Raw genomic sequence first — 22,583 nt, 5'->3', positions numbered from 1 at the left:
TTATTTTATTAGTCCTAATTCTACCAATCTTTCGTGCAGAAACTCTCCTGCCGTAGTATCAGGATAAAGTTTAGGGTTGTTTTCATCATAAGTCCCTTCCAAGGCATTCAGTTTCATTTCACTCACAGGGTGCATAAAAAAAGGAATGGAATATCTTGATGTTCCCCACAGCTCTCTTGGCGGATTAACCACCCTATGAATGGTGGATTTCAATTTATTATTAGTATGTCTTGAAAGCATATCCCCCACATTAATCATCAATTCATCAGGCTCAGCTATGGCATCAATCCATTCGCCTTCGTGGTTTTGAACTTGCAACCCTTTCCCTTGAGCTCCCATCAATAGTGTAATCAAGTTGATATCACCGTGAGCCGCCGCTCTTACAGCATCATCAGGCTCTTCCGTGATTGGCGGGTAATGAATAGGTCTCAGAATAGAATTTCCTTCGGCAATGTATTGGTCAAAATAAAACTCATCTAAACCTAAGTAAAGGGCTAAAGCCCTTAGAACATATTGCCCTGTTTTTTCAAGCATTTGAAAAGCTTGCTTCCCTACTTCGTTAAACTTCGGCACCTCTTCCACCATTACATTATCTGGATACACGGACTTGTACTTAGAATCCTCTTTAAGATACTGTCCAAAATGCCAGAATTCTTTCAAATCTGCACTTTTGAATCCTTTTGCTGTTTCTTTACCAAAGCCTACATAACCTCTTTGCCCACCAATTCCTGGTATTTCATACTTACCTTTGGCTTCCACTGGTAAGCTGAAAAAGTTTTTCACTTCCTCATAAAGCTCTGCTACAAGCTTATCATCAAGGAAATGTCCTTTGAGTGCAACAAACCCTATTTCTTCATAGGCTCTTCCGATTTCATTTACAAATTTCTGTTTGCGTGCCGGATCATCCGACAGGAAATCACGCAGGTCCACACTTGGAATTTTGTTCATTCTCTTTTTAGTAAAAATTAACACCCCAAAGATAAGATTTTATCGCTGGATGAAAAAATTCCCAGAAAACCACAAAACCATTACCTTTGCACTTATGAAAAAATTCTCTTCAAAACGAAGCATACAGATATTAGCACACTTGCTAAAAGAATACCAAATCAGCGATGTAGTGGTATCCCCTGGTTCTCGCAATGCCCCATTATCCATTCATTTCGGGGAGACGGACGAGCTGAACACCTACAGCATTGTAGATGAAAGAAGTGCCGCTTTTGTTGCTCTGGGAATGGCTCAAAGCACCAAGAAGCCCGTTGCCATTACTTGTACCTCTGGCTCTGCGGCAGCCAACTATTACCCTGCCATTACGGAGGCTTTCTACCAAAACATTCCGCTACTGATTCTCACAGCAGACAGACCTGCTGATTTTATAGACCTATTTGACGGACAAACCATCCGCCAAAATCAACTTTACCAAACCCATTCTTACGGCGATTTTCAACTCTTGGAAGATGATGAAATGGATGCGGAAGAGTACAATTTTGATACAATAAAAAAAGCCATTGAACTTTGTATAGAAAAGCAAGGGCCTGTACACATCAATATTCCACTTTCTGAACCGTTGTACAACTTGGTTTCAGAGTTGCCTTATTTCCCAAGTGTAGAGCATACCCTCAAGAAAAAAAACTACGATGTGCCCTCCCACCTCATTGCAGATTGGAACGCCTCCAAACGCATTCTTATCTTAGTTGGCTCCAGAGATTACAGCGAAGAATTGGAAACTCAATTATCTCAATTGGTGAAAAATCATTCTGTAGTGGTACTCTGCGAAGCCAATTCTAATCTACGACACGAGAAATTTTTCCAGCATATTGATAGGTATATTTTTAATTTCTCCGAAGAAGATTATAAAACCTACGCTCCCGATTTACTCATCACCATCGGGCAAAATGTGGTTTCCAAAAAAGTAAAGCAATTCCTAAGAAAAGCATCGCCCCAAAAACATTGGCATATAGATGAATTTTGGCAACCAGACACTTATTTTTCATTATCAGACTCAATTAAAGTAAAACCTGAAATATTCTTTAGTAAATTCCTAAAATCTATACAACTAGAACCTAAACCCTACTACAATCTTTGGGACACATTGCGTGAGAAGAAAGACACGCTTCACGCTCAATATTTGATGCGAGTAGGTTTTTCGGATTTCAATTTATTTTGGTTGATTTCACAAAAAACACCCACCAATTTTAACATCCATTTTAGCAATAGCTCTGCCATAAGATACGCTCAGCTATTTGACTTCAAAGCACACAAAATCTACTGCAACCGAGGCACCAGCGGCATAGATGGCTCCACCTCTACCGCAATGGGCTTTGCCATAAAAAATGAAAACCCTACTCTATTGGTAACGGGAGATTTAAGCTTTTTCTACGACATTAATGGACTTTGGAATCCGTACATCCCACCCTATACTAGAATCATTGTTTTTAATAATGGTGGTGGCGAGATTTTCAGATTTATTCCTGGACCAGATAAAGCCAATGTTAATATTTTAGATGAGCTGATTGCCACCAAACATAGGAAAAACGCTGAGCATCTGGCAAAGCATTTCGGGTTCGATTACATTAAAGTGGAGGATGACAATACCATAGAACGCGTTTTGGATAACTTCTTTAACCCAGATTTGAAACCAAAAATCCTGGAAGTTTCCACACAAAACATCCAAAATGCTGAAATCTTGAAAAATTATTTTAAATTTTTAAACGGCAAGTCAGAAAATAGCGAGATATAAAATAATCACATCCAACAAGAACGATTTATCTTGGGAGATTGATAATTTTATCTATGGGATAAATCGTTCTTTCGTTCATTCTATTCATAGAATTAATTAATTGAAAATGTGAAAATTCAGCAATATTATTTAAAGTAATTTCCACTTCCCTAATTTTCTTTTCATCTAATAAATATTGCCGCTGAACCCCATTCAATAGAAATGATTTTGGTGTAAACCAATGCTCCCCTTTCTTAAACAAAAGATTGGAAAATGAAGTATCTGTAATCTTTCCGTGTTTCACAATGATGATTTCTTGAGCCTCTGCTTGGGCTTTAAGTTGATTCAAAACCATCCTATCCTCATACTTAAAGTGATAATCAACATTATCATCACTAACCAATTGAAAGTCTTTAAATTTAAAAACCTGATAAGGCAATAATTCTGAAGAGAAATTCCCATCTAAATCATAGAGCAATCGCCATTTGAATAGTCCATTAGAAGGAACTTCCAATGTGTGAATTACTTCTTTTAAATCAATAGAATTTTCCTTTTGAAACGCTTCAAAAGTTAGCCCCATTCTTCGTTGGTGTCTTTCCAATAAAGAAGCGATGCCGTTTTCCACTCTTATGGTTTCAATAAATCGGGACATAGATTTTATTTTTCATTTCTTGATATTCATCTTCCAAACGGCTAAGATGTGTAATCCCACCGCCACTTTTGAAAAAGAACGCCCCATTTCGCTGCTCTATGAACCGAATCATCACACAAGAATCCAAATTTTGCCCATCAAACCAACCGCACACGCCCGTGTACCAACCACGCTCATACCCTTCGGATTCTAAGATAATCTCCATAGTCTTAGGCTTCGGAGCCCCCAAAATAGAGCCCGCTGGCAAGAGCGTACGCATAATACACCCTACCTTTCCTTGAAACTCTGGTTTTAAAATCCCAGAAATCTCGGAACTCATAGCATAGAGGCTTTTCTGCTGGGTTTTGATGAAATCCATCCGCTGAAACTCATCTACCTGAACGCCATCGGCAACCATACTCAGGTCATTGCGAAGCAAATCTACCACCGTATAATGCTCTGCTTTTTCTTTCTTATCGTTTTTCAAAACTTCCATTGCATTGGGCACACTTGCATCTATAGTCCCCTTCATAGGATGCGTAAAAATTTTATCACCAACAATTTCCACAAAAGTTTCAGGAGAAAAACATACAAATTCATCTTTGTAAAGCAACTTATATTTAGCCTTGGTCCGATGAAATACTGTTTTCAAATTCGCATTCAGCTCAATGGGTGTTTCTCTGGTATAATTCACCAAATACGAGTTGCCCAACCGAAGATGTTGCTGTACATTTTGGAAACCTTTTTCGTAATGCTCTTGCGATTCTGGAAAAGCATTCAACTGGAATTCCTCCGATGTATCGAGCCAACTTTCTACCTTTTTAAATTTTTGAAAATCAACACTTAAACCCGATTCTAAAATTTCATTTTCCTGATAAATTTCCACTTGCTCCATCGTGAAATCTACCATAAAGAAAAACGGAACTTTCAGCAAAGAAAGCTCGTCCATTCTATCAAAATTTGGATGATAATTGGTCTTCACGATGCAAAAATAATTTTTTAAACTTACTTTTGCACCAAATTTATTCTAAATGCAACAACAATTTCCTCAGCCCACAGGTATTGATTTTATACTAAAAACCGCATTTCGCTATTGGAGCCGCACGCTTCTCTATCAGGTAGCGTTCAGTTTATTATATTTCTCGGTATTTCTATGCTCATTGTTTTATTTCGCTAATTTTTTTGGCATTTTTGAGCAGTACTTATTGCTTTCAGAAAAGCTAAGCGAAGGATTCTCTGCGTATCAACAAGGTGTGCAAGACTTGGCAAAGAATCCTAATTTTATGAAATTCCAACTGGCAATAATGCTGACTTTAGCGTTTCTCTATCCGCTCAATTTAGGTTTATTCAAAATCTACAGAAAGCTTGATTTAAATGAACCTTTGAAATTGGAAGACCTCTTTGCAGGGTATTCTGGAATTAATTTTTTCATTTATTTTGGATACTTCTTATTTTGGTTTATGGTGTATTCTTACGCTGCTTCCACCATTATTTTGGGAATCATATGGGTGTTTCTCACCTTGTTCTCCGCTCCGCTGATGTTCTTTATGGACAAACGCATTTTCGAGACTTTTTCCCCTAATGTTCAGGCATTAAAACGCTTTCCAATGGAAATTTTCGTTGGCGTTTTTGTAGCTGTATTTTTCAGATATTTTGGGTTGTTTACCATTTTTGGTGCTGTATTCACCTTTCCTTTTTGGAACGCGATGATATATGCCCTTTACAAAAGAATTTTCACCGAGATAAGATAATTATCATAAATTTATTTATCTTTGGTTCACGAACTATAAAAATCTTTACAATGGAAACTTTTTCAGAATTTAGAACATTGGCTCCTAGCCCACAGAAAGAAACAGGAAGTATTATTTCTCATTCGTTTGAAATTTTCAAGCGTATCTTCGGGTATTCATTTTTAGCACTTTTGATTTACTTTATTGCTTCTATGGCGATAAGACCTATCTCTGGGTTTGATGATGAAGCGTTAATAGAACTCTTCCAAAACTCTAATGGCAATATTACCGCAACAGATATTTTGGCTGTGGAAGGTCTTCAATTTTACTATGTTCTTTCCTTCGTATTCGGCTTATTGGTGATGCCTTTATTTTTAGGGATTACTTACCTTTCTTATAAGGCTAATCATCGTTTGCCTATGAGTTTCGGAGATTTATTCATTGGATACAAACGAAATTTTGTAAACATCATCATTTATAATTTCATTAGCGGCATTACTCTCTCCATTGCATTTTCTTTATGTGTTTTACCTGGCTTTTTTGTAGCACCACTATTATTTTTAGGCTATCCTATTTTATTGTTTGAAAATGCTAGTTTTGGTGAAGCCTTGTCTAAATCTTTCAACATTGCCAAAGAGAACTACGGGGTGATGTTGGGGGCTTCCATCCTTGGGGTATTAATTAGTTTTGCTGGTGTTTTTCTTTGTGGTGTAGGGATATTGTTTACCGCTTTATTTCTCTACATCGTGATGTATTCTACCTATGTAGCTGTTGTAGGAGAGCCAAAATCTATTTCTTAAACCAACATTAAAACCCAAATATGCCTAATAGATACGACCAAATTAGTGGTAATAAAATCAAGCAAGTTTTTCTTATCCTCACCATTACAGCCTTTGTGGGGCTCATTGTTTACAACCTTTCCCTATTTGTACCTTCCGTATTAGGTGCTCTAACGCTGTATATTGTGTGTAGAAATTTCAATTTTTATCTTCAAGAGGAGAAAAATTGGAAACCTGCCTTAGCATCTTTATTCGTTATTTTAATTTGCATCGTAGTGCTTATTATTCCCGTTTATCTATTAGGCGATATGCTGATAGCCAAGCTAGGAAACTCTCAGGCGTATATGGAGAAGTTCAATGCTTTTCTGGACAAAATCCACAGCTATGTTTATTCTAAGACCAATTTTGATATTCTAAGCAAAGAAAACCTAGATTCACTGAAAACCACCATCACCAAATTCTCTACTTCAGCGGTAAGTGGAACCTTCAATACCCTTTCGGTGATTATGTCTATGTTTTTTATGCTGTACTTTATGTTTGAAAAACCAAGATTTTTTGAACGATTGGTGGCTACGGCTGTACCGCTTAAAAAAGCCAACACCAAGCTTATCGGGGAAAAATTCAGAAAATTGGTTATTGCCAATGCCGTAGGAATCCCTGTGGTAGCACTAGGACAAGGACTGGTAGCCCTAGTAGGCTATCTCATCTTTGGAGCCCCTAGCCCTGCCCTCTTGTTTGCTCTTACAGCTATTGCCTCAATGATTCCTATAGTAGGTGCTGCCATTGTCTATGTTCCTATTTCCTTATTTCTCTTTGCAGAAGGCGATACGGTATCTGGAGCGGGACTGCTACTCTACTGCCTCATTGTAGTAGGGCTTACAGACAATGTTTTGCGTTTTACCTTATTGAAAAAACTAGAAGACATTCACCCTCTTAATACTGTTTTCGGAATCATTATGGGGATGAACCTATTTGGCTTTATGGGACTGGTATTCGGGCCTATTTTAGTTTCAATGACGGTATTACTCATTCAGATTTACCACGATGAGTTCAGCGGGGATGATGAAGATTCCAACAACCTCATCTTACCTGAAAATCACCAAGAAACAGAACAAAAAATAGACCTTAATATATGATGAGCAGCGGCATCAATCCTCAAATATTACTTGAAATCTGCGAAGTAAAAATGCCCTTTGGCAAATATAAAGGAACCATCTTGGCAGATTTGCCTATTTCTTACTTGGAATGGTTTATGAGGAACGGCGGTTTCCCAAGTGGTAAACTGGGAATGCAACTTTCCACCATCTACGAAATTAAACTCAATGGACTTACCGAACTTTTGATTCCTTTGAGAAAAAGAATTAACAGCTAATTTTTGCTACTTTTACTAACCCAACAGACTAATATTGATTCAAAAGTTGGGTAAGGGTATTCACATCGTGAACGCCGCTACCTCTCCATAGCAATTCGCTTTTTTTGAAGACCATCAGCGTAGGAACGCTTCTTACCCCATATTCTGCTGCAATGGCAGGAAATTCATCAATATCTATTTTTACAATTCTGGCTTTTTCGCCCACATTCTCTTTTACCGAATTGAGCACCGAAGATTGCACCTTACAAGGTTGGCACCAAGTGGCAAAAAAATCTATCAAAACAGGTCTTTCCGAACTGATGAGTTCTTTGAATTTTTGAGACATAATTACAAAAGGTTATGATTTTAATTTCTTTTCCAAATTTTTCCAACTACCACCGTTGTACGCTTCAAATCCGTTGTTTTTCAATATTGCTTTGGCAGATTCACTTCTCACGCCGCTAGCACAGCAGGTAATGATGGGTTGGGTTTTGATAAGGGTTTCCATAGCCGCTTTTAAATCTTGCAGCGGAATATTTTTAGCATTTCGCAGATGTGCATTATTGTATTCTGCGGCAGTTCTTACATCTATAATCAATGCACCATTGTTGACCAATTGCTTGAAATCAATGGTTTTGATGCCTAATATCTTTTTTAGAAAATTAATCATTCTGTTGCGATTTTTTTTCGGATTTTTCAAATACAGAAAACATCAGATAGCCCATTACCATCCCGTAAAGGGAAGCATTGAGTGGTTTGGAAGTGATGGCACAACTGCCCGACTCACAGCCTATAAAATGATAATAAGCGTAACCTAAAATACCTCCCACCAAAACGCCTACAAGACTAAGTTTGTATTTTTTTATAAAATTCATTTAAGTTCTTTTGTGATGATAAAAACATTCTCAGCCTCTTGCCCTATTACTTCGTGCTCTATATTTACGGGAATTTCATAGAGGTCTCCTTCTTTGAAATGTAAATCTTTCCCCTCAATTCTAAATAGAACCGAGCCTCTTATCATCATTAAAGTGGTAGGAACGGGTGTCGTGTGTTTTTTTAACAAGGTATTTTTTCCCAATCCAACAGCAAACTGATGGAGGGTTTCATTTTTTCTAATGAGGTGTGTAGATGGCTTATCGCCATCAAATATTAGATGATTCAGAAAATTAGTTTGCATATTATAAATATTTTGCCAAGTTTTACCATTAATGATATTGTGAAAGCCAAGTTTTTTCAAGGTGCCCAACGCTTGTCCTGCCTGTTTCCCCGAATTGCAAAATACAATCACCTTCTTTTGACTTTTGAAAAAAGGCAAATGCTGTTCCAGTTCCGCCAAAGGGATATTCACTGCATTTTTTACTGGACTTTTTTCAAATTGTTCGGGGATGCGTACATCTACCAGCGTGATGCCATTCTGAGCTACCTCAGCATCAATGCTTTTCCTGCTACTGCAAGCACAGAAAAGAGATAAAAACAAACCCAGGATAGGGAACCATATTTTCATTGCTATAATACTTTGCTTTGGCACATAAAGTCTGTAGTAGGTACTTGTTCTGTTTTTTTAATTCCGTTAAATCCACCTTCTACTTCTGTGAAGTTTCTTACCCCTCTTGCATTGAGGATACTTGCTGCAATCATACTGCGGTAGCCACCAGCACAGTGTAGGAAAAAATGCTCATCATCAATATCACTAGCCCAATCTGCAATGAAATCCAAAGGCTTGTTGTATGCCTCATCAATGTGTTGTGCTGCATATTCTGAGTATTTTCTTACATCAATAACTTTGGTGTTTTTATCAAATTGCTGTGCAAATTCCTCTGGCGAAATTCTTTTGATTTCGTCTATTTCTTTTCCCGCATTTTTCCAAGTTTCAAAACCTCCATCTAAGTAGCCAATCACATTATCAAAACCTACTCTAGAAAGCCTTGTAATAGCCTCTTCCTCTGTGCCTACTTCGGTAACCAAGAGGATAGGTTGCTGGGTATCTACAATCATAGCACCTACCCAAGGGGCAAAATCGCCTTTCAGACCAATGTTAATAGCATTAGGAATAAACGCTTTGTGAAAATCAGCGGCTGGTCTTGTATCCAAAATCAGGGCTCCAGAATCTTCGGCAACAGCTTCAAAATCCTCTGCTGAAAGCGGTTTTAATCCTTTTTCTTTCACCGCATCAAAACTTTCGTAGCCGCCTTTGTTCATTGCGACATTCATACCGAAATATTTCGGTGGAGCCGTAAGCCCGTCTAAAACTGCCGCCACAAAAGCTTCTTTATTAGGCTGATTGAGAGCATAGTTGGTTTTCTTTTGGTTACCCAAAGTATCTACCGTTTCTTTCTGCATATTTTTTCCACACGCAGAGCCCGCTCCGTGAGCGGGGTAAACGGTAATATCATCTGCTAATGGCATTATTTTCGTCTGAAGGCTTTCGTAGAGCAAACCAGCCAATTCTTCTTGGGTCATATTGGCGGCTTTCTGTGCAAGGTCTGGGCGTCCCACATCTCCGAGGAAAAGGGTGTCTCCAGAGAAAATGGAGGTTTCTTTTCCGTTTTCATCAATGAGGAGAAAAGTGGAACTCTCCATTGTATGCCCTGGCGTATGCAGTACCTTTATTTTTACTTTTCCAATTTCAAAAACCTGCTCATCTTCTGCAACAATGGCTTCAAATGAAGGCTGTGCCGTAGGTCCATAAACAATAGGAGCTCCTGTTTTTTGGCTTAAATCTAAGTGCCCTGAAACAAAATCGGCGTGGAAGTGGGTTTCAAAAATGTACTTTAAAGCAACTTGGTCTTTTTGTAATCTATCTAAATAGGGCTGGACCTCTCTTAGTGGGTCTATAATAGCTGCTTCATTTTCGGAAACAATGTAATAAGCACCTTGTGCTAAGCATCCTGTATATATTTGTTCTACTTTCATCGTAAGATTTTTTTTAAATTTTAAGTAAGTTATTAATGCAAATTTCGGACAATATATTTAATTCATAACTGACTTCCATCATATTTTAATGATTGATAAAAACTATTAATCAAAGGTTTTTATAGGGAAATGATTTCGTTGAGGATAATCCAAATACCCATCACCAATACAAACCAACCGAATAATGGCTTTAGTTTTTTTCCTTCAATCTTCTTGGATAATGCTACGCCAATCAAAATTCCTACCACGGATAATACAGAGAAAGAGAGTAAAAACAACCAGTTGACTGTTATCTTATCCAAAGAAAATATAAAACCTAAAATGGAGTTGATAGCGATGATGAATAAGGAAGTAGCAACAGCTTCTTTCATAGAAATACCGAGCAGAAGTATTAAGGCTGGAACAATGAGAAAGCCTCCGCCAGCACCTATAAATCCTGTAATAATACCCACCAATAGCCCTTGAGATACTAAAAGTGTGTAGTTGATTTCATTGGATTTGTTTCGGATAATTTCTTTTTTTTGAATCATTTTGATGGAAGAAAAAAGCATCAGAATAGCAAAAAGAATGAGGATAAACATATCCTTGGTAAGGGTAATTCCCCAGCGATTGATGATGTATTCTGGCAAATGTGGTACCACTAAACGGCGAGAAAATAAAATCCCTAAGACAGAGGGAACGCCAAACCTCATTGCTGTGGTGAAATTAACGCGTTTTTGCTTCAAAAAACTAAGAGAACCAACAGAGCTGGTAATGCCCACTACAAATAGGGATAAAGCAGTAGCCGTAGTGGCATCTATCCCAAAAATATAGACAAATATCGGAACGCTCAGAATGCTACCGCCCCCACCTATGAGCCCCATAATCAGCCCAATAACAATCGCGAAAAAATAACCAAGAATCACCATAGCTCTCTGTAAAATAAAGACGGTCTAATATAGGGATTTTTTCTGAAATGAAATGATTTCGGTTTTCTAAGCATTCCAAAACTCTCTATCCAAACTGCGGTATTGGATGGCTTCAGCAATGTGATGAGATTGAATCGCTGCAGATGCTTCCAAATCGGCAATGGTCCTGGCAACCTTCAGGATTCTGTCATAAGCTCTTGCCGAGAGATTGAGCTTTTGCATTGCCGTTTTTATTAAGTTTTGTGAAGTATCATCCAACTCGCAATGTTGTTCTATTTCTTTAGGCCCCATCTGAGCATTGTAGCTGATATCCAAATCTTGATAGCGTTGTTTTTGGATGTTTCTTGCTTTTAAAACCCGCTCGCGAATGCTCAGGCTATTTTCACCTTTTCGTTTATCCGAAAGTTGTTCAAACTCTACCTTTTGCACTTCAATATGAATGTCTATTCTATCCAACAGAGGACCAGAAAGTTTATTCATATACCGCTGCATTTCGTAGGCAGAGGAGGTATTATTAGGGTCATCGGGGAAATAGCCACTCGGGCTTGGGTTCATACTAGCAACCAACATAAAACTTGCGGGATAATTGACCGTAAACCGTGCCCGCGAGATGGTAACAACGCGGTCTTCCAATGGCTGCCTCATTACTTCTAGTACCGTTCTTTTAAACTCTGGCATTTCATCTAGGAATAAAACACCATTATGAGCCAGGGAAATTTCACCAGGTTGCGGATAGCTCCCTCCGCCTACCAAAGCCACATCTGATATGGTATGATGGGGATTACGAAATGGGCGAACCGTCATTAGGGAGGTTTCAGCTCCTATTTTTCCTGCCACAGAATGAATCTTGGTGGTTTCTAAAGCTTCTTTCAAAGTGAGTGGAGGTAATATGCTGGGGATTCTCTTGGCAAGCATTGTTTTTCCACTTCCAGGAGGTCCTATCAAGATGATGTTGTGTCCACCTGCAGCAGCAACTTCCATTGCGCGTTTAGCAGTTTCCTGTCCTTTAACTTCGGAGAAATCAAAAGGGAAAGCATCTATCTTGGCATTAAATTCTTTTCGGGTGTCTATTTCTGTTTTTTCTAAAGGTTTACCTTCGTTGAAAAAATCAATCACTTCCTTGATGTTGCTAATGCCATAGACATCCAAATCGTTTACAATGGCGGCTTCTTTGGTATTTTGTTTAGGTAGAATAATCCCTTTGTATCCATCTTCTCTGGCTTTAATGGCAATGGGCAAAACGCCTTTGATGGGCTGAAGGCTACCGTCCAAAGAGAGTTCTCCCATAATGATATACCGCCCAATATCTTCGGCTTTTATTTGTTCTGATGCGGCTAAAATTCCCAATGCGATGCTAAGGTCATAGGCAGAGCCTTCTTTGCGTAAATCGGCAGGTGCCATATTGATGGTCACTTTTTTACCAGGGATACTATAGCCCACATTTTTAAGGGCGGCAGAGATTCTATAACTGCTCTCTTTAATGGCATTATCTGGCAATCCTACCAAATGGTATCCCACACCTCCCGAGGCAACATTCACTTCAATGGTAATAATCTGAGCCGAAACGCCGTGTATAGCACTTCCAAAAACTTTTACTAACATAAGCGAAAGATTTTACAACACGACTAAATTAATAAAAAAAAATCATACGATAGTGGATTGATTTTAAAACTTCTACATTGGCAGATTCAACCCCCAAGTGCAATTTTTAGATTACAAATTTATAGAACAGACGTTTAGACTCCTCAAAATTCAATATCAATTTAGAACTATGGTTAGTTTTATATTTTTTATTTACTAATACTATGAAATTGTTAATAAATAATAAATAGCGATACATCTTTATAGAACATAGGTACTTGCAAATACAAGTGCCAACGCAGTAATTAATAAAAACTATCTTAAAACTGAAATTCAAATTTTCTTTTAATCCTGCTAACTGAAATGCCTATTAACAAAACCTAAATTCCATTAGTAAGTGCAATTTTTTGGGATAGATTTTCTCTCTTTTTCATTTCGGCTACGCCTACATTCAAAAGAGAGAAAGTAGAAAAACTTTCGTAGAAGAAAAAATAAGGCAGGAACAATAGTCGCCAGAGCAGATTGTAGGCTATTTTAAAAAGCACAATATCAATATGGTAAGTACCGAAAGGATTTATCAACACATCAGAAAAAACAAGAAAGAAGGGGGAAATTTGTACCAAAATCTTCGCCATCAACTCAAGCCCTATATCAGGCAAATACGAGGTGATTAAAAACAATAAAAGCATTGATTTGCGTCCAGAAATTGTTTTTGGACAATCAAAAAGTAAAATCAATTACTTCCAATCATCATTACCTTAAAATATTTACGAGTATTTTTATAGTTTAAGGGGTATAATTTTGTGAGTTTAGCCTACCCTTTATATATGAAGTGAAACCTCTCCCTTTCGCATAGCATTATCCTAGTTATTGAATAGTTAAAAAAAAGAAAGTCGCTCCCACAAATAGTGAAAGACGACTTTATACAATTCTTGTTACACTCTAATACAAAAGAGTGTTTTACTTATAAGACCTTCATCAGTGAAAGTCTCTCTTTTCTATTAACTATGGAAATGTCACCCCTGAATATCTATTAGGATTAACTTGTCTCAATGTAGAGCCATAAGTGCTATTGATAGCCTTGATAAACTCATTAGCAATAACAGCGTAGCCTCTACCCGTCAAGTGAACACCATCTAAAGAAAACGCTCCTCCAGAAACGAAAGTTGCCGTATAAGCCGTTCCATTAAAAATCATTCCACTAGACAGCTCTTTCATCTTAGCATTAGCATCTACAAAAGCCAAACCGTAGGCATCTGCCAAAGATTTGATAGCAGCATTGTAAGCCGCTGTAGCTGTCGCTATTTTGGCAACTTCTTTTTGGGTTAAAACTTGTGCGTTGGTAAGAGCTGTTTGCGTTCCTCCTCCACTTCTTATCGCAGAAAGACTCGTCAATAGAATATAATCTTCTGATGTAGTCTGTCTATAAGAAGGAATTTTATAAGCAGAAAGATTGGTTAGGTCACTATCTATAATAACAGCACCATTACTTCCTGTTTCGCTGAAGGAGATTAATCTTTGCTGATATTCAGCTTCTGTAATCGCTCCAAGGGCTTTTATCTGAGCTAGCCCTTTATTATATTCAGCATAAGCGGTATTGAGAGCCGTCACTTGTACTGATGTTAAACCACTAATAGGTTTAGAAGGCACCGTTGTAAAGAAAGGGATAGTAGTAACATCAGGAATATTAGCAATGACACCTTTGGTAGCACCTACAGACTTCATTCCATCTAGAACTGCCTTGATGGATGCCGCCAATACTTGTGGGTCTGTAATATCATTAGAACCATAAGTTGCAGGGTTAGGGTTTCCAGTTTGGTCGGTACCTGCCCCACCAGAAGTAGCGTAAGAAAGTACATCATTATTACCAATCCAAAGGGAGAAGAACGTAGGCTTTTTAGCCATAGCATCCGCCAAAACAGACGTAGTAGCAGAGCTTGCAAACCTCACGAAATAAGGATTAGACCTGCCCAACGCTATCCCAGCCGCATTACCATAACCAGCTGCCAACAAATGGAATGATTTAGCCCCTGGCACCCCCATATTATTAAAAGAGCCAGAAACTGTTGTTAAAGCAGATTCTGCTGTGGTAGCAACGGGTGTTAATGCTCCATTTTCAAGTTTCAAAGTCATTTTTCCTGCCACTCCAAGATTGCTAAAACCTCCAATATTATCAGGCATCAGGGGTTGGGTAAAATCTCCACCTCCTGCGGCTTTCATTTGAGTTGCAATAATATTAGGATAAGACTCTTTTTGAGCATCAATATAGAGAGCATTGTCTCTATAGCCAGAGGTAAGAGAATTTCCCAAGGCAACATAGGTGCTAAAATCTGCCTCGCCATTTGTAGGAGTTACCTCTGATAAGTTGGTTTCAAAATCGGTTCTACAGCTGATGAGCGATAGAACAGCGAATGATGATATGATAATCTTTTTCATAATGATTTCAAAAATTAGAATGGGTTATAAGAAAGTCCAAGTCCGAAGTAATAAGCTTTTGCTTTCGCCTGTCCATAGAAGCCTATGAGAGCATTCTTCGCCTCTCTACTTTGCATAAAGGCATAGGCACCAGACACATCTACTTTCACTTTATTGAAATTTAAACCAATACCCCCCGTCAATACATTGTTATTAAACGATGGTGTTTCTGGAATAAAATACTCATCGGTATAAGGAGATTCGTCATAATAATATCCTAAACGCCCAGCGATAAGGTTGTTGAACTGGTATTGCGTTCCGAAACGCCAAGTTCTAGTATTTTTAAAGTTTTTAATATTCCTAACGATGGTTGGATCAGCCGCGGTAGGATTAAGCAGAGCGTTCTCAAAGTCCAAAGTCAGAGCATTATAATTTGCCCATCCCGTATAGTTGAAATCCGCTGAAACTTGCCATTTTGGTGTCACTTTATAAGTCGCCCCAATGGTATATTCTTCTACCAAAGGAAGAGTTGCCTTGAAATTATCTTGTCCATTAGCATCTAAGCCTCTTGATGGGAAAAGATAAGCTGGCATATTGAAGGTTACTTTACCATTCTCAGCCTTCATATCTACTGGCGAGCGGTAGGCAATACTCACATCTAATTTTTCATCAGGTCTGAAATAAAACCCTAGACCAAAACCTTGTCCTTTCGCCTTGTCATCCTTCAGGTTCATAGAGCCACCCACTTGGTTCAGGCTTCTATCCCAGTCCACAGCTCCCGTAGCATAGATATAACTAGCTCCTACAGATACCCAATCTGCCATTTTCACGGAAATCATTGGCTGGAAGAAGAAGCTTTTCAGTTGCATTTTATCTACAATTTCATTACCTGTCCAGCCCTGTGGCCATTGTACCGTACTTCCAAAAGGAGTAGTAACGCTAAAACCTACGGAAATTTTATCCGTAGCCTTATAGGCTATCGCTGCATAGATAGGAGTTCCCAATGGGCTATCGGTAGAATAACTTTCTCCTGTTTCTAAACTCTGATAAGACACCTTAGTCCCTATCCCGAAGCCCCCTGCTACTACACTCAGTTTATTCGGGATAAAAGAAATCCCAGCAGGGTTGAAGAACGCCACACTAGCATCTTCTGCGTGGGCACTTGTATGTGCCATTGCCAATTGCTTTACGCCTTGTAAGGAAACTCTGAAACCACCTGCGTAGACCATCATTCCACCTAAAAGCGATGCTGTAATGAATAGTTTTCTCATATTGTTTGATTATTAATTGGGTAAAAATAGGATTATTTTAAATACCAACATTAATTTTTATTTAACTTTTTTTAAACAATGTTAAAATCATAACGATAATAAAGCCCACTAAATCAAATATTAATTGTTGATTTTCAATAATTTAAATATATAAAATTTCTCATAATATCTAATCATAATTATATCAAACAATTATTAAACAAAAATTTTGAATTCAGAAAGTATCTATTTCAAAATATCACAGATTTTTCTAAATCCCCATTACTTTATTTTCATTTAAGCATTTTATAAAACAACTTATATCATACTGATAAGCAACAATATAAACCACAATCACCCACTCTAAACATCACGATTTATAAAATCCAATAGTCTTTATTTGGCATTAATTGTCCTTGGTTGTCATTTTCTGTCACTTTTTGTCCTACATTTTAGGGGCTTTCTTGCGGAGTTCTTCGGGAGTTCTTCCCAAACCTTCCCAAAAAATGCGTTTTTGAGGAAGGATTCCGCAAGGAAACTGCAAGGAAACCCGAAGAAAACAGGATAGAAATTCTTTTTCGTCATTCTTCCAAATCAAGACAGATTTCAAATAAAAACCTTTAGAATATTACAATATTTTTAGCCCTAAAATTATAAAATTTCCGACACAACATACGCAAGGACAGAACAAAATATAAAAAACACTTTATTTTATAACAAAAGCAACTTAAATAATAATTAATTAAACATTTGTTTAATTTAAATTTATCAGAAAAAATGTTTATATAAATATTTGATATTTTAACATATTTTTATATTTTAGCCATCAGAAAAAAATATGATTTTTCTCATACAAACATTCTGTAACCTAATTAATAATTTCAAAAATGAAAAGAAGCACTACCACCGTCCGAAAGTTGCAACTACTATTGGCATTTTCAGTAGTATCAGCTGTAGCTTCGGCACAAACTGAAAAACAGATCTCACAGATCAAAAAAGAAACTAACTTAAAAACTTTGGCGACTTTCGGAAAACAACTTGAAAGCAAAAAAGCAAGCGTTACAACACTACAAAGCCAAGCTAAAAAACTCAATATCCCTTTTTCCGGTGAAAGCAATGGAAGATTGTTTCAACTAAAAGATATTGATAAAAAAACTGGTCTTCCTATCTACTACACGACATATAATAAAGATGCGGCAGCTGGAACAGGAACCAACACACTAAACTCTTCTTCAGGAATTTTTGACCTTGATGGCCAAGATATTACCATTCACGAATGGGATGGAGGGGGAACACTCATTACCCATCAAGAATTTGGAGGACGCGCACAACAAATGGATAGACCTACATCCCTAAGCGACCACGCAACCCATGTTGCAGGAACTATGGTTGCCTCTGGCGTAGATGGCAAGGCCAAAGGAATGGCTCCAAGAGCAAGACTTAATGCCTATGATTGGACTAATGATGAAACCGAAATGATAGATGCTGCTACAAATGCAGCTTTGGTATCTAACCACTCCTATGGATATATTGGTGGCTTTGAATACGGAACTTGGTCTGGAAATGCGGGATGGCATTGGTTTGGAACAGATGATGATACCGAGTTTAAAGGATACGGCAAGTACTATAACTATGACCAAGAGTGGGATTTAATTACCCTCAGTGCACCATATTACCTACCTGTAAAAGCAGCAGGTAACCCAAGAGGTGGAGGACCTACACCAGGTGGACTTCATTATGTAAGAATCAATGGTGTATGGACTGCCTCCAACAAAATAAGACAACGCAATGGTGGCGAATTCGGTTTTGATAGTGTTCTTTATGGAGCTACAGGTAAAAATGTTTTAGTAGTAGGAGCTGCCCACAAGCTTAATAATGGCTATAATGGAGCAGATGATGTTCGTGCAGCTTCTTTCAGTGGGTTTGGCCCTACTGATGATGGTAGAATAAAACCAGATATTGCAGGAATTGGTGTAGATCTCTACTCTACCAACTCTACAGGAGTTTCTGACTATACCACAATGAGTGGAACCTCTATGGCTTCTCCTAATGTTACAGGAAGTTTATCTCTTCTTCAGCAACATTATAGAAACCTAAACAATGGTACCTTTATGAAATCTGCCACCCTTAAGGCTCTTATTTTCAGTACAGCAAAAGAAGCAGGCAACATAGGTCCTGATTATAAATTTGGATGGGGGCTATTAGACGCACATAAAGCTGCTGTTGCTATTTCTACCAAAAATCAATATTCCATCATAGAAGAGAGAACTCTCGCCAACCAAGCTACTGATGAGATAGAATTTGTTGCTTCAGGTAATCAACCTATCGTTGCAACCATTGTGTGGGATGACCCTGTACCTACTCGAACTGCCAACGCTACTCCTCTTAACGATCGTACTCCTATGCTCGTAAATGATTTGGACATAAGAGTAGTATCCGATAATGGCACTGTATTGCCTTGGACATTAGACCCTGCCGTACCCAATGCACCCGCTGTAAGAGGTAATAACATTGTGGACAATGTAGAACAAGTAGTAATAGAAAATCCTGAAGCAGGAAGAACCTATAGGTTAATTGTAAGCCACAAAGGCACCCTTAAAGAAAATCAGATTAACAACAATACAATAACACTTGTAGATGCAAACGCACAGAATTATTCAGTAGTTATTACAGGTATCAATAACGGTGTAGAAAGAGATGTTGAATTAATGTCTCTAAAAATCAATGCCGAAAAACCTGAATATAGCACTCAAACACCTGTGTCTGCTGTTATTAGAAACAATGGAACAAATCCTGTTTCTCCTACATTAAACTACAAACTCATCAATACAGATAACAACACAGAAGTAGCCACATCTTCTGTCCAGGTTTCTGAGATACAACCAGGTGAAGAAACCAGTGTAATGTTCAATGTAGATTTATCCAGAGCATTTGTCAATTATTCCATTGTGGCAGAAGCTGTTATAGAAAATGATAGCGTAGAAGCGAATAATAAAAATAGTATTGCTGCATTTGGAACAATGATAGACCTTACGGAGGTAGATTCTTCTCATTCTTTTAATTTTGAATCCGACTTCAATGCTAATGGCTGGACTTCAGAGGACATCAATAGAGATGGCAGAACTTGGAGAAAATATGATGAAGCACAGTTTGCTCATTCAGGAAATAGCTTTGCTATCAACTTCCCTAACGGAAAAGGCACCCACGATTGGCTATACTCTAACCCTCTCAAAATGAAGGCTGGTGGAAAGTATAGAGTTATTTTCCATACCGCTAAATTGAGAGATGGTGAAGAAAGATTAGATGTTGCTTTCGGAAAAGCACCGAACAATGGAGCTATGACTAATATGATTGCAGAAAACATCATTGCAACAGCATCTTATATAAGAAAAGTTTACACCTTTACTCCAACAGAAGATGATGTTTACTATATTGGATTCAGAAATAAGATGAATGATTCAGAAACATCATTCGCTATATTCTTAGATGATGTCACAATAGATCAGTCTGAAAAACCAATAGTAGATTTCACATCTTCAAAGGTAAATCCTAACACCTTTGAAGCAGTGACTCTTTCAGCCGATACAAGCCCGAATACCGAAATCCAATACCAATGGAGCTTTACCCCTGATAGTGTTTCCTACCAAGAAGGCGATAGCAATTCTCCAAATCCGAAAGTAAGATTTAACAACCAAGGCACCTATAGCGTTACCCTCACTGCAACAAACTCCAAAGGAAGCACTACCCTTTCCAAAGAAAACTATATAAAAGTTGCTAACACCGCTGTAGCTGCAAACTTCACTACAAACTACACAGAAGTTTATACTGGTGGTAATATCACTTTCTCTGACACTTCTACAGGAAACCCTGCTGTTAATCAATGGAATTGGGAAGTGTCTCCAGCAGAAGGCTATACTTTTATTCAAGGGAATAAAAACACTCAAAACCCTACCATTAAGTTTGAAAAAGTAGGTGAATATAACATTTCGCTTACCGCTACTTCACCATTTAGTGCTAATACTATAACAAAAAAAATCAAAGTATTACCATTAAATCCTGTAAGAAATTTCAAAGGTGAAGCTGATAAAACTACCAAGAATGTCACTTTAACTTGGGAAAGACCTATTTTAGAAAACATTTACACAGAAGGTTTTGAAGGTACAAATCCTAATGTATTTACAATAGATGAAGATGGCGACAACAGAAACTGGGGAGTAACAACCTACACACCTAATGTAAGATCTGGAAAGAGAGGAGTTATTTCTTATTCTTGGAATAGCGAAACAAGAGCCATAGATGTTAACAACTGGCTTGTTACAACACTTATTCCAAAAGGAGCAGAGCAATTGTCATTCTGGGTAAAACACGATTATAAAGAACTCTACGATGTCTATGTAGTGAGAAAAGAAAATGTTGCAGGAAACCTGCCTACTCTACAAGAGATAAAAGCAGGCACACAGGTATATGATTACACCACAGAAACTGCTAAAAAGACATTTACTAATGAAGTAGTAGATCTGAAGCCATTTGCAAACTCAGACATTTACATTGCTTTCCAGCATAAGAGCAGAAAGGCACAAGATGGCTTTACATTAGCGCTAGATGATATAGAAGTAGGCTATAATACCACAAATGCAGCTGCCGCTAAATCACAAGCAATCATAGAAGATGACAATGTATTGTCACCTGGTAGAGAATACATTTTCAACGAAAGCAAAAAAGAGAACAGCACTGAAGAGGCTATCATTGCCCCTCTAAACACCTCTCCAGCACCTACGCTGAAAGGATATCAGATATTTAGAGACAATGAAAAAATAGCAACTATAGGAGATTATAACACAATTTCTTTCAGCGAAACGGTTCCAGAAAGCAAAGCGTATCAGTATGATATCTTAGCAGACTACGGCACGGGAGTTTCTGAGAAGCAAACTGTAGAGATAGACTTCACTGTATTAGGTATTTCAGATGAAGCATTACAGCAAGATAAAGTAATGGTTTATCCTAATCCTTCTTCAGGTCCATTCTCTGTAAAAGCTTCAAAAGGAAGTAAAATCACAAGTCTTCAAGTCTTTGATATGTCTGGAAAATCTATTTTGAAAACAACTCCAAACTCAGAGACATACAACTTTGATTTATCCAAAAATGGAAAAGGAATCTATATTCTCAATACAACCGATACCAATGGTAAAACGGTGAACCTGAAAATAATGGTTAAATAATTCATTTTCCATCATATTCATTTTCAAAATGAGCCTGACAAATTTGTTGAGGCTCATTTTTTAATTAATAATCCCATTACTTTCATCCTAAATTCCATTAGTAAGTGCAATTTTTTGGGATAGATTTTCTCTCTTTTGAATGTAGGCGTAGCCGAAATGAAAAAAGAGAGAAAGTAGAAAAAACTTTCTCTCTTGAAGAAAATGTTATATCTTAGTTTAATAACAACAAAAAACGATGAGATACAAACATTTAACTTTGGAGCAAAGATATGCAATTAAAGCGTATTTAGAAAGCGGAATAACACAAAAATTTATAGCAGAGAAGCTCGGAGTCTCAGAAAGTACTATTAGTAGGGAATTAGCGAGGAATAGACTAAAACAAGGCGGATACAGTCCTAAGCAAGCGCAAGAATTGACCAACATTCGCAAAGAAAGGTTTGCCGTTGATAGGCGTTTTACCAAGAGTGTGCAAAAGTTTATCGATGAAAAATTAACACAGGAACAATGGTCGCCAGAGCAGATTGTGGGGTATTGTAAAAGACTCAATATCAATATGGTAAGTGTCGAACGTATTTATCAATACATTCGTAATGATAAGAAGAATGGAGGAAAATTATATAAATATCTAAGGCTTCAGCTTAAACATAGAAAACGTCCTATATCAGGCAAGCACGAAGTGATTAAAAACAAAAAAAGCATTGATTTACGTCCAGAAATTGTCCTAATACCATTTAAACCTTTTTATTTCACTTTTTTTCGTATATTTGTATATGGGAAGAAAGAGAACATTTGAGATAAAAGAGAGCCTAGTAGAGCTTAAGAGTTACATACCTAAGGTGAAAGGGTACAAACCGTCTAAACGCTTAGAAAGTTTGATTCTTATCAAGTCAGATCAATATAAAAAATTGGAAGAAGTTGCCACCCACCTTGGTGTGACGAGAAAAACCCTGCTCAATTGGATTAAGGAATACAAACAAAGCGGTATCGATTTGCTGCTCTCCCCTGCAAAGCGTAACAGATCATCAAAACTGATTACTCCAGAAATACACGAGGAATTAGAGAAAAGACTTCTGAGCGAGAAAAATCCCTT

21 protein-coding genes are annotated in these 22,583 nt (G+C 37.7%); 8 read left to right on the top strand and 13 right to left on the bottom strand.

Features of this window, described 5'->3' with window-relative positions:
• On the bottom strand, positions 1-948 hold the full coding sequence (locus ACFFUE_RS10585) for an isopenicillin N synthase family dioxygenase (protein WP_376835181.1): 948 nt from the start codon (positions 946-948) through the stop codon (positions 1-3).
• A 94-nt stretch (positions 949-1,042) separates the two neighbouring features.
• Here ACFFUE_RS10585 and menD point away from each other — a divergent pair, with 94 nt between their 5' ends.
• Entirely contained in the window at positions 1,043-2,737 is a 1,695-nt protein-coding gene (menD, locus tag ACFFUE_RS10580) for a 2-succinyl-5-enolpyruvyl-6-hydroxy-3-cyclohexene-1-carboxylic-acid synthase (RefSeq protein WP_376835204.1), read from the top strand.
• Positions 2,738-2,762: 25 nt separating this feature from the next.
• On the opposite strand, the gene ACFFUE_RS10575 is transcribed toward menD, so the two are convergent.
• Both ACFFUE_RS10575 and ACFFUE_RS10570 read right to left on the bottom strand, forming a co-directional pair.
• Positions 2,763-3,368, bottom strand: a complete 606-nt coding sequence (locus ACFFUE_RS10575) for an aminotransferase class IV (protein WP_376835179.1) — start codon at positions 3,366-3,368, stop codon at positions 2,763-2,765.
• Positions 3,352-4,296, bottom strand: a complete 945-nt coding sequence (locus tag ACFFUE_RS10570) for an aminodeoxychorismate synthase component I (RefSeq protein WP_376835177.1) — start codon at positions 4,294-4,296, stop codon at positions 3,352-3,354. Before ACFFUE_RS10570 ends, ACFFUE_RS10575 begins: the two co-directional genes overlap by 17 nt.
• Before the next feature lie 82 nt (positions 4,297-4,378).
• Here ACFFUE_RS10570 and ACFFUE_RS10565 point away from each other — a divergent pair, with 82 nt between their 5' ends.
• From ACFFUE_RS10565 to ACFFUE_RS10550, 4 genes are read left to right on the top strand one after another with little or no spacing between them, the layout of a single operon-like run.
• Positions 4,379-5,098 carry a hypothetical protein gene (locus ACFFUE_RS10565; protein WP_376835175.1) on the top strand — a complete coding sequence of 240 codons (720 nt, stop codon included), beginning with the start codon at positions 4,379-4,381 and terminating at the stop codon, positions 5,096-5,098.
• 50 nt (positions 5,099-5,148) lie between these two features.
• On the top strand, positions 5,149-5,877 hold the full coding sequence (locus tag ACFFUE_RS10560) for a beta-carotene 15,15'-monooxygenase (protein WP_376835173.1): 729 nt from the start codon (positions 5,149-5,151) through the stop codon (positions 5,875-5,877).
• 20 nt (positions 5,878-5,897) lie between these two features.
• Positions 5,898-6,992: an AI-2E family transporter gene (locus tag ACFFUE_RS10555; protein ID WP_376835171.1), complete on the top strand. Its 1,095-nt coding sequence runs from the start codon at positions 5,898-5,900 to the stop codon at positions 6,990-6,992.
• Positions 6,993-7,003: 11 nt separating this feature from the next.
• Positions 7,004-7,228: a DUF3820 family protein gene (locus ACFFUE_RS10550; protein WP_376835202.1), complete on the top strand. Its 225-nt coding sequence runs from the start codon at positions 7,004-7,006 to the stop codon at positions 7,226-7,228.
• A gap of 28 nt (positions 7,229-7,256) precedes the next feature.
• Here the strand turns inward: ACFFUE_RS10550 and trxA are convergent, their stop codons facing one another.
• The 10 genes from trxA to ACFFUE_RS10500 all read right to left on the bottom strand — a co-directional run bounded on the left by trxA (position 7,257) and on the right by ACFFUE_RS10500 (position 16,295).
• Positions 7,257-7,553 carry a thioredoxin gene (gene trxA, locus ACFFUE_RS10545; RefSeq protein ID WP_376835169.1) on the bottom strand — a complete coding sequence of 99 codons (297 nt, stop codon included), beginning with the start codon at positions 7,551-7,553 and terminating at the stop codon, positions 7,257-7,259.
• A gap of 12 nt (positions 7,554-7,565) precedes the next feature.
• On the bottom strand, positions 7,566-7,877 hold the full coding sequence (locus ACFFUE_RS10540) for a rhodanese-like domain-containing protein (protein WP_376835167.1): 312 nt from the start codon (positions 7,875-7,877) through the stop codon (positions 7,566-7,568).
• Positions 7,870-8,082 carry a DUF6132 family protein gene (locus tag ACFFUE_RS10535; protein WP_376835165.1) on the bottom strand — a complete coding sequence of 71 codons (213 nt, stop codon included), beginning with the start codon at positions 8,080-8,082 and terminating at the stop codon, positions 7,870-7,872. The genes ACFFUE_RS10540 and ACFFUE_RS10535 overlap by 8 nt, the downstream gene beginning before the upstream one ends.
• A complete protein-coding gene (locus ACFFUE_RS10530) occupies positions 8,079-8,711 on the bottom strand; it encodes a rhodanese-like domain-containing protein (protein WP_376835163.1) in 633 nt (210 codons plus the stop codon). Before ACFFUE_RS10530 ends, ACFFUE_RS10535 begins: the two co-directional genes overlap by 4 nt.
• Positions 8,712-8,713: 2 nt before the next feature.
• The gene (locus tag ACFFUE_RS10525; RefSeq protein ID WP_376835161.1) at positions 8,714-10,120 is read right to left on the bottom strand and encodes an MBL fold metallo-hydrolase; all 1,407 of its coding nucleotides are present in this window, start codon (positions 10,118-10,120) and stop codon (positions 8,714-8,716) included.
• Positions 10,121-10,239: 119 nt separating this feature from the next.
• Positions 10,240-11,028, bottom strand: coding sequence for a sulfite exporter TauE/SafE family protein (locus tag ACFFUE_RS10520; protein WP_376835159.1), 789 nt, complete (start codon positions 11,026-11,028; stop codon positions 10,240-10,242).
• 66 nt (positions 11,029-11,094) lie between these two features.
• Entirely contained in the window at positions 11,095-12,630 is a 1,536-nt protein-coding gene (locus ACFFUE_RS10515) for a YifB family Mg chelatase-like AAA ATPase (RefSeq protein ID WP_376835157.1), read from the bottom strand.
• A 359-nt stretch (positions 12,631-12,989) separates the two neighbouring features.
• Positions 12,990-13,298 carry a hypothetical protein gene (locus ACFFUE_RS10510; protein ID WP_376835155.1) on the bottom strand — a complete coding sequence of 103 codons (309 nt, stop codon included), beginning with the start codon at positions 13,296-13,298 and terminating at the stop codon, positions 12,990-12,992.
• 316 nt (positions 13,299-13,614) lie between these two features.
• Positions 13,615-15,045: a G-D-S-L family lipolytic protein gene (locus ACFFUE_RS10505; protein WP_376835153.1), complete on the bottom strand. Its 1,431-nt coding sequence runs from the start codon at positions 15,043-15,045 to the stop codon at positions 13,615-13,617.
• Positions 15,046-15,059: 14 nt separating this feature from the next.
• On the bottom strand, positions 15,060-16,295 hold the full coding sequence (locus ACFFUE_RS10500; RefSeq protein WP_376835151.1) for an OmpP1/FadL family transporter: 1,236 nt from the start codon (positions 16,293-16,295) through the stop codon (positions 15,060-15,062).
• A gap of 866 nt (positions 16,296-17,161) precedes the next feature.
• On the opposite strand from ACFFUE_RS10500, the gene ACFFUE_RS10495 reads away from it, so the two are divergent.
• From ACFFUE_RS10495 to ACFFUE_RS10485, 3 genes are all read left to right on the top strand, one after another.
• Complete coding sequence (locus tag ACFFUE_RS10495; protein ID WP_376835150.1) at positions 17,162-21,493, top strand: S8 family serine peptidase; 4,332 nt, start codon at positions 17,162-17,164, stop codon at positions 21,491-21,493.
• 235 nt (positions 21,494-21,728) lie between these two features.
• Complete coding sequence (locus ACFFUE_RS10490; protein ID WP_376835148.1) at positions 21,729-22,286, top strand: IS30 family transposase; 558 nt, start codon at positions 21,729-21,731, stop codon at positions 22,284-22,286.
• Positions 22,287-22,329: 43 nt separating this feature from the next.
• A partial coding sequence (locus tag ACFFUE_RS10485; protein ID WP_376835146.1) for a helix-turn-helix domain-containing protein occupies positions 22,330-22,583 on the top strand: 254 nt, incomplete at its 3' end.

The sequence above is a fragment of the Bergeyella porcorum genome, assembly GCF_042427575.1.
Lineage (GTDB): Bacteria > Bacteroidota > Bacteroidia > Flavobacteriales > Weeksellaceae > Bergeyella > Bergeyella porcorum.
The sequence above is the reverse complement of the archived record's forward strand: the minus strand, read 5'-3'. Positions and strand labels throughout refer to the sequence as shown.

What these genes read in the sequence shown, in the direction of transcription:
- ACFFUE_RS10535 (WP_376835165.1), bottom strand. Translation starts at nt 8,082, where the DNA reads ATGAATTTTATAAAAAAATACAAACTTAGTCTTGTAGGCGTTTTGGTG.
- ACFFUE_RS10500 (WP_376835151.1), bottom strand. Translation starts at nt 16,295, where the DNA reads ATGAGAAAACTATTCATTACAGCATCGCTTTTAGGTGGAATGATGGTC.
- ACFFUE_RS10565 (WP_376835175.1), top strand. Translation starts at nt 4,379, where the DNA reads ATGCAACAACAATTTCCTCAGCCCACAGGTATTGATTTTATACTAAAA.
- trxA (WP_376835169.1), bottom strand. Translation starts at nt 7,553, where the DNA reads ATGTCTCAAAAATTCAAAGAACTCATCAGTTCGGAAAGACCTGTTTTG.
- ACFFUE_RS10570 (WP_376835177.1), bottom strand. Translation starts at nt 4,296, where the DNA reads ATGGACGAGCTTTCTTTGCTGAAAGTTCCGTTTTTCTTTATGGTAGAT.
- ACFFUE_RS10540 (WP_376835167.1), bottom strand. Translation starts at nt 7,877, where the DNA reads ATGATTAATTTTCTAAAAAAGATATTAGGCATCAAAACCATTGATTTC.
- ACFFUE_RS10525 (WP_376835161.1), bottom strand. Translation starts at nt 10,120, where the DNA reads ATGAAAGTAGAACAAATATATACAGGATGCTTAGCACAAGGTGCTTAT.
- ACFFUE_RS10515 (WP_376835157.1), bottom strand. Translation starts at nt 12,630, where the DNA reads ATGTTAGTAAAAGTTTTTGGAAGTGCTATACACGGCGTTTCGGCTCAG.
- ACFFUE_RS10505 (WP_376835153.1), bottom strand. Translation starts at nt 15,045, where the DNA reads ATGAAAAAGATTATCATATCATCATTCGCTGTTCTATCGCTCATCAGC.
- ACFFUE_RS10575 (WP_376835179.1), bottom strand. Translation starts at nt 3,368, where the DNA reads ATGTCCCGATTTATTGAAACCATAAGAGTGGAAAACGGCATCGCTTCT.
- ACFFUE_RS10495 (WP_376835150.1), top strand. Translation starts at nt 17,162, where the DNA reads ATGAAAAGAAGCACTACCACCGTCCGAAAGTTGCAACTACTATTGGCA.
- ACFFUE_RS10510 (WP_376835155.1), bottom strand. Translation starts at nt 13,298, where the DNA reads ATGCTTTTATTGTTTTTAATCACCTCGTATTTGCCTGATATAGGGCTT.
- ACFFUE_RS10490 (WP_376835148.1), top strand. Translation starts at nt 21,729, where the DNA reads ATGAGATACAAACATTTAACTTTGGAGCAAAGATATGCAATTAAAGCG.
- ACFFUE_RS10585 (WP_376835181.1), bottom strand. Translation starts at nt 948, where the DNA reads ATGAACAAAATTCCAAGTGTGGACCTGCGTGATTTCCTGTCGGATGAT.
- ACFFUE_RS10530 (WP_376835163.1), bottom strand. Translation starts at nt 8,711, where the DNA reads ATGAAAATATGGTTCCCTATCCTGGGTTTGTTTTTATCTCTTTTCTGT.
- ACFFUE_RS10520 (WP_376835159.1), bottom strand. Translation starts at nt 11,028, where the DNA reads ATGGTGATTCTTGGTTATTTTTTCGCGATTGTTATTGGGCTGATTATG.
- ACFFUE_RS10555 (WP_376835171.1), top strand. Translation starts at nt 5,898, where the DNA reads ATGCCTAATAGATACGACCAAATTAGTGGTAATAAAATCAAGCAAGTT.
- ACFFUE_RS10560 (WP_376835173.1), top strand. Translation starts at nt 5,149, where the DNA reads ATGGAAACTTTTTCAGAATTTAGAACATTGGCTCCTAGCCCACAGAAA.
- menD (WP_376835204.1), top strand. Translation starts at nt 1,043, where the DNA reads ATGAAAAAATTCTCTTCAAAACGAAGCATACAGATATTAGCACACTTG.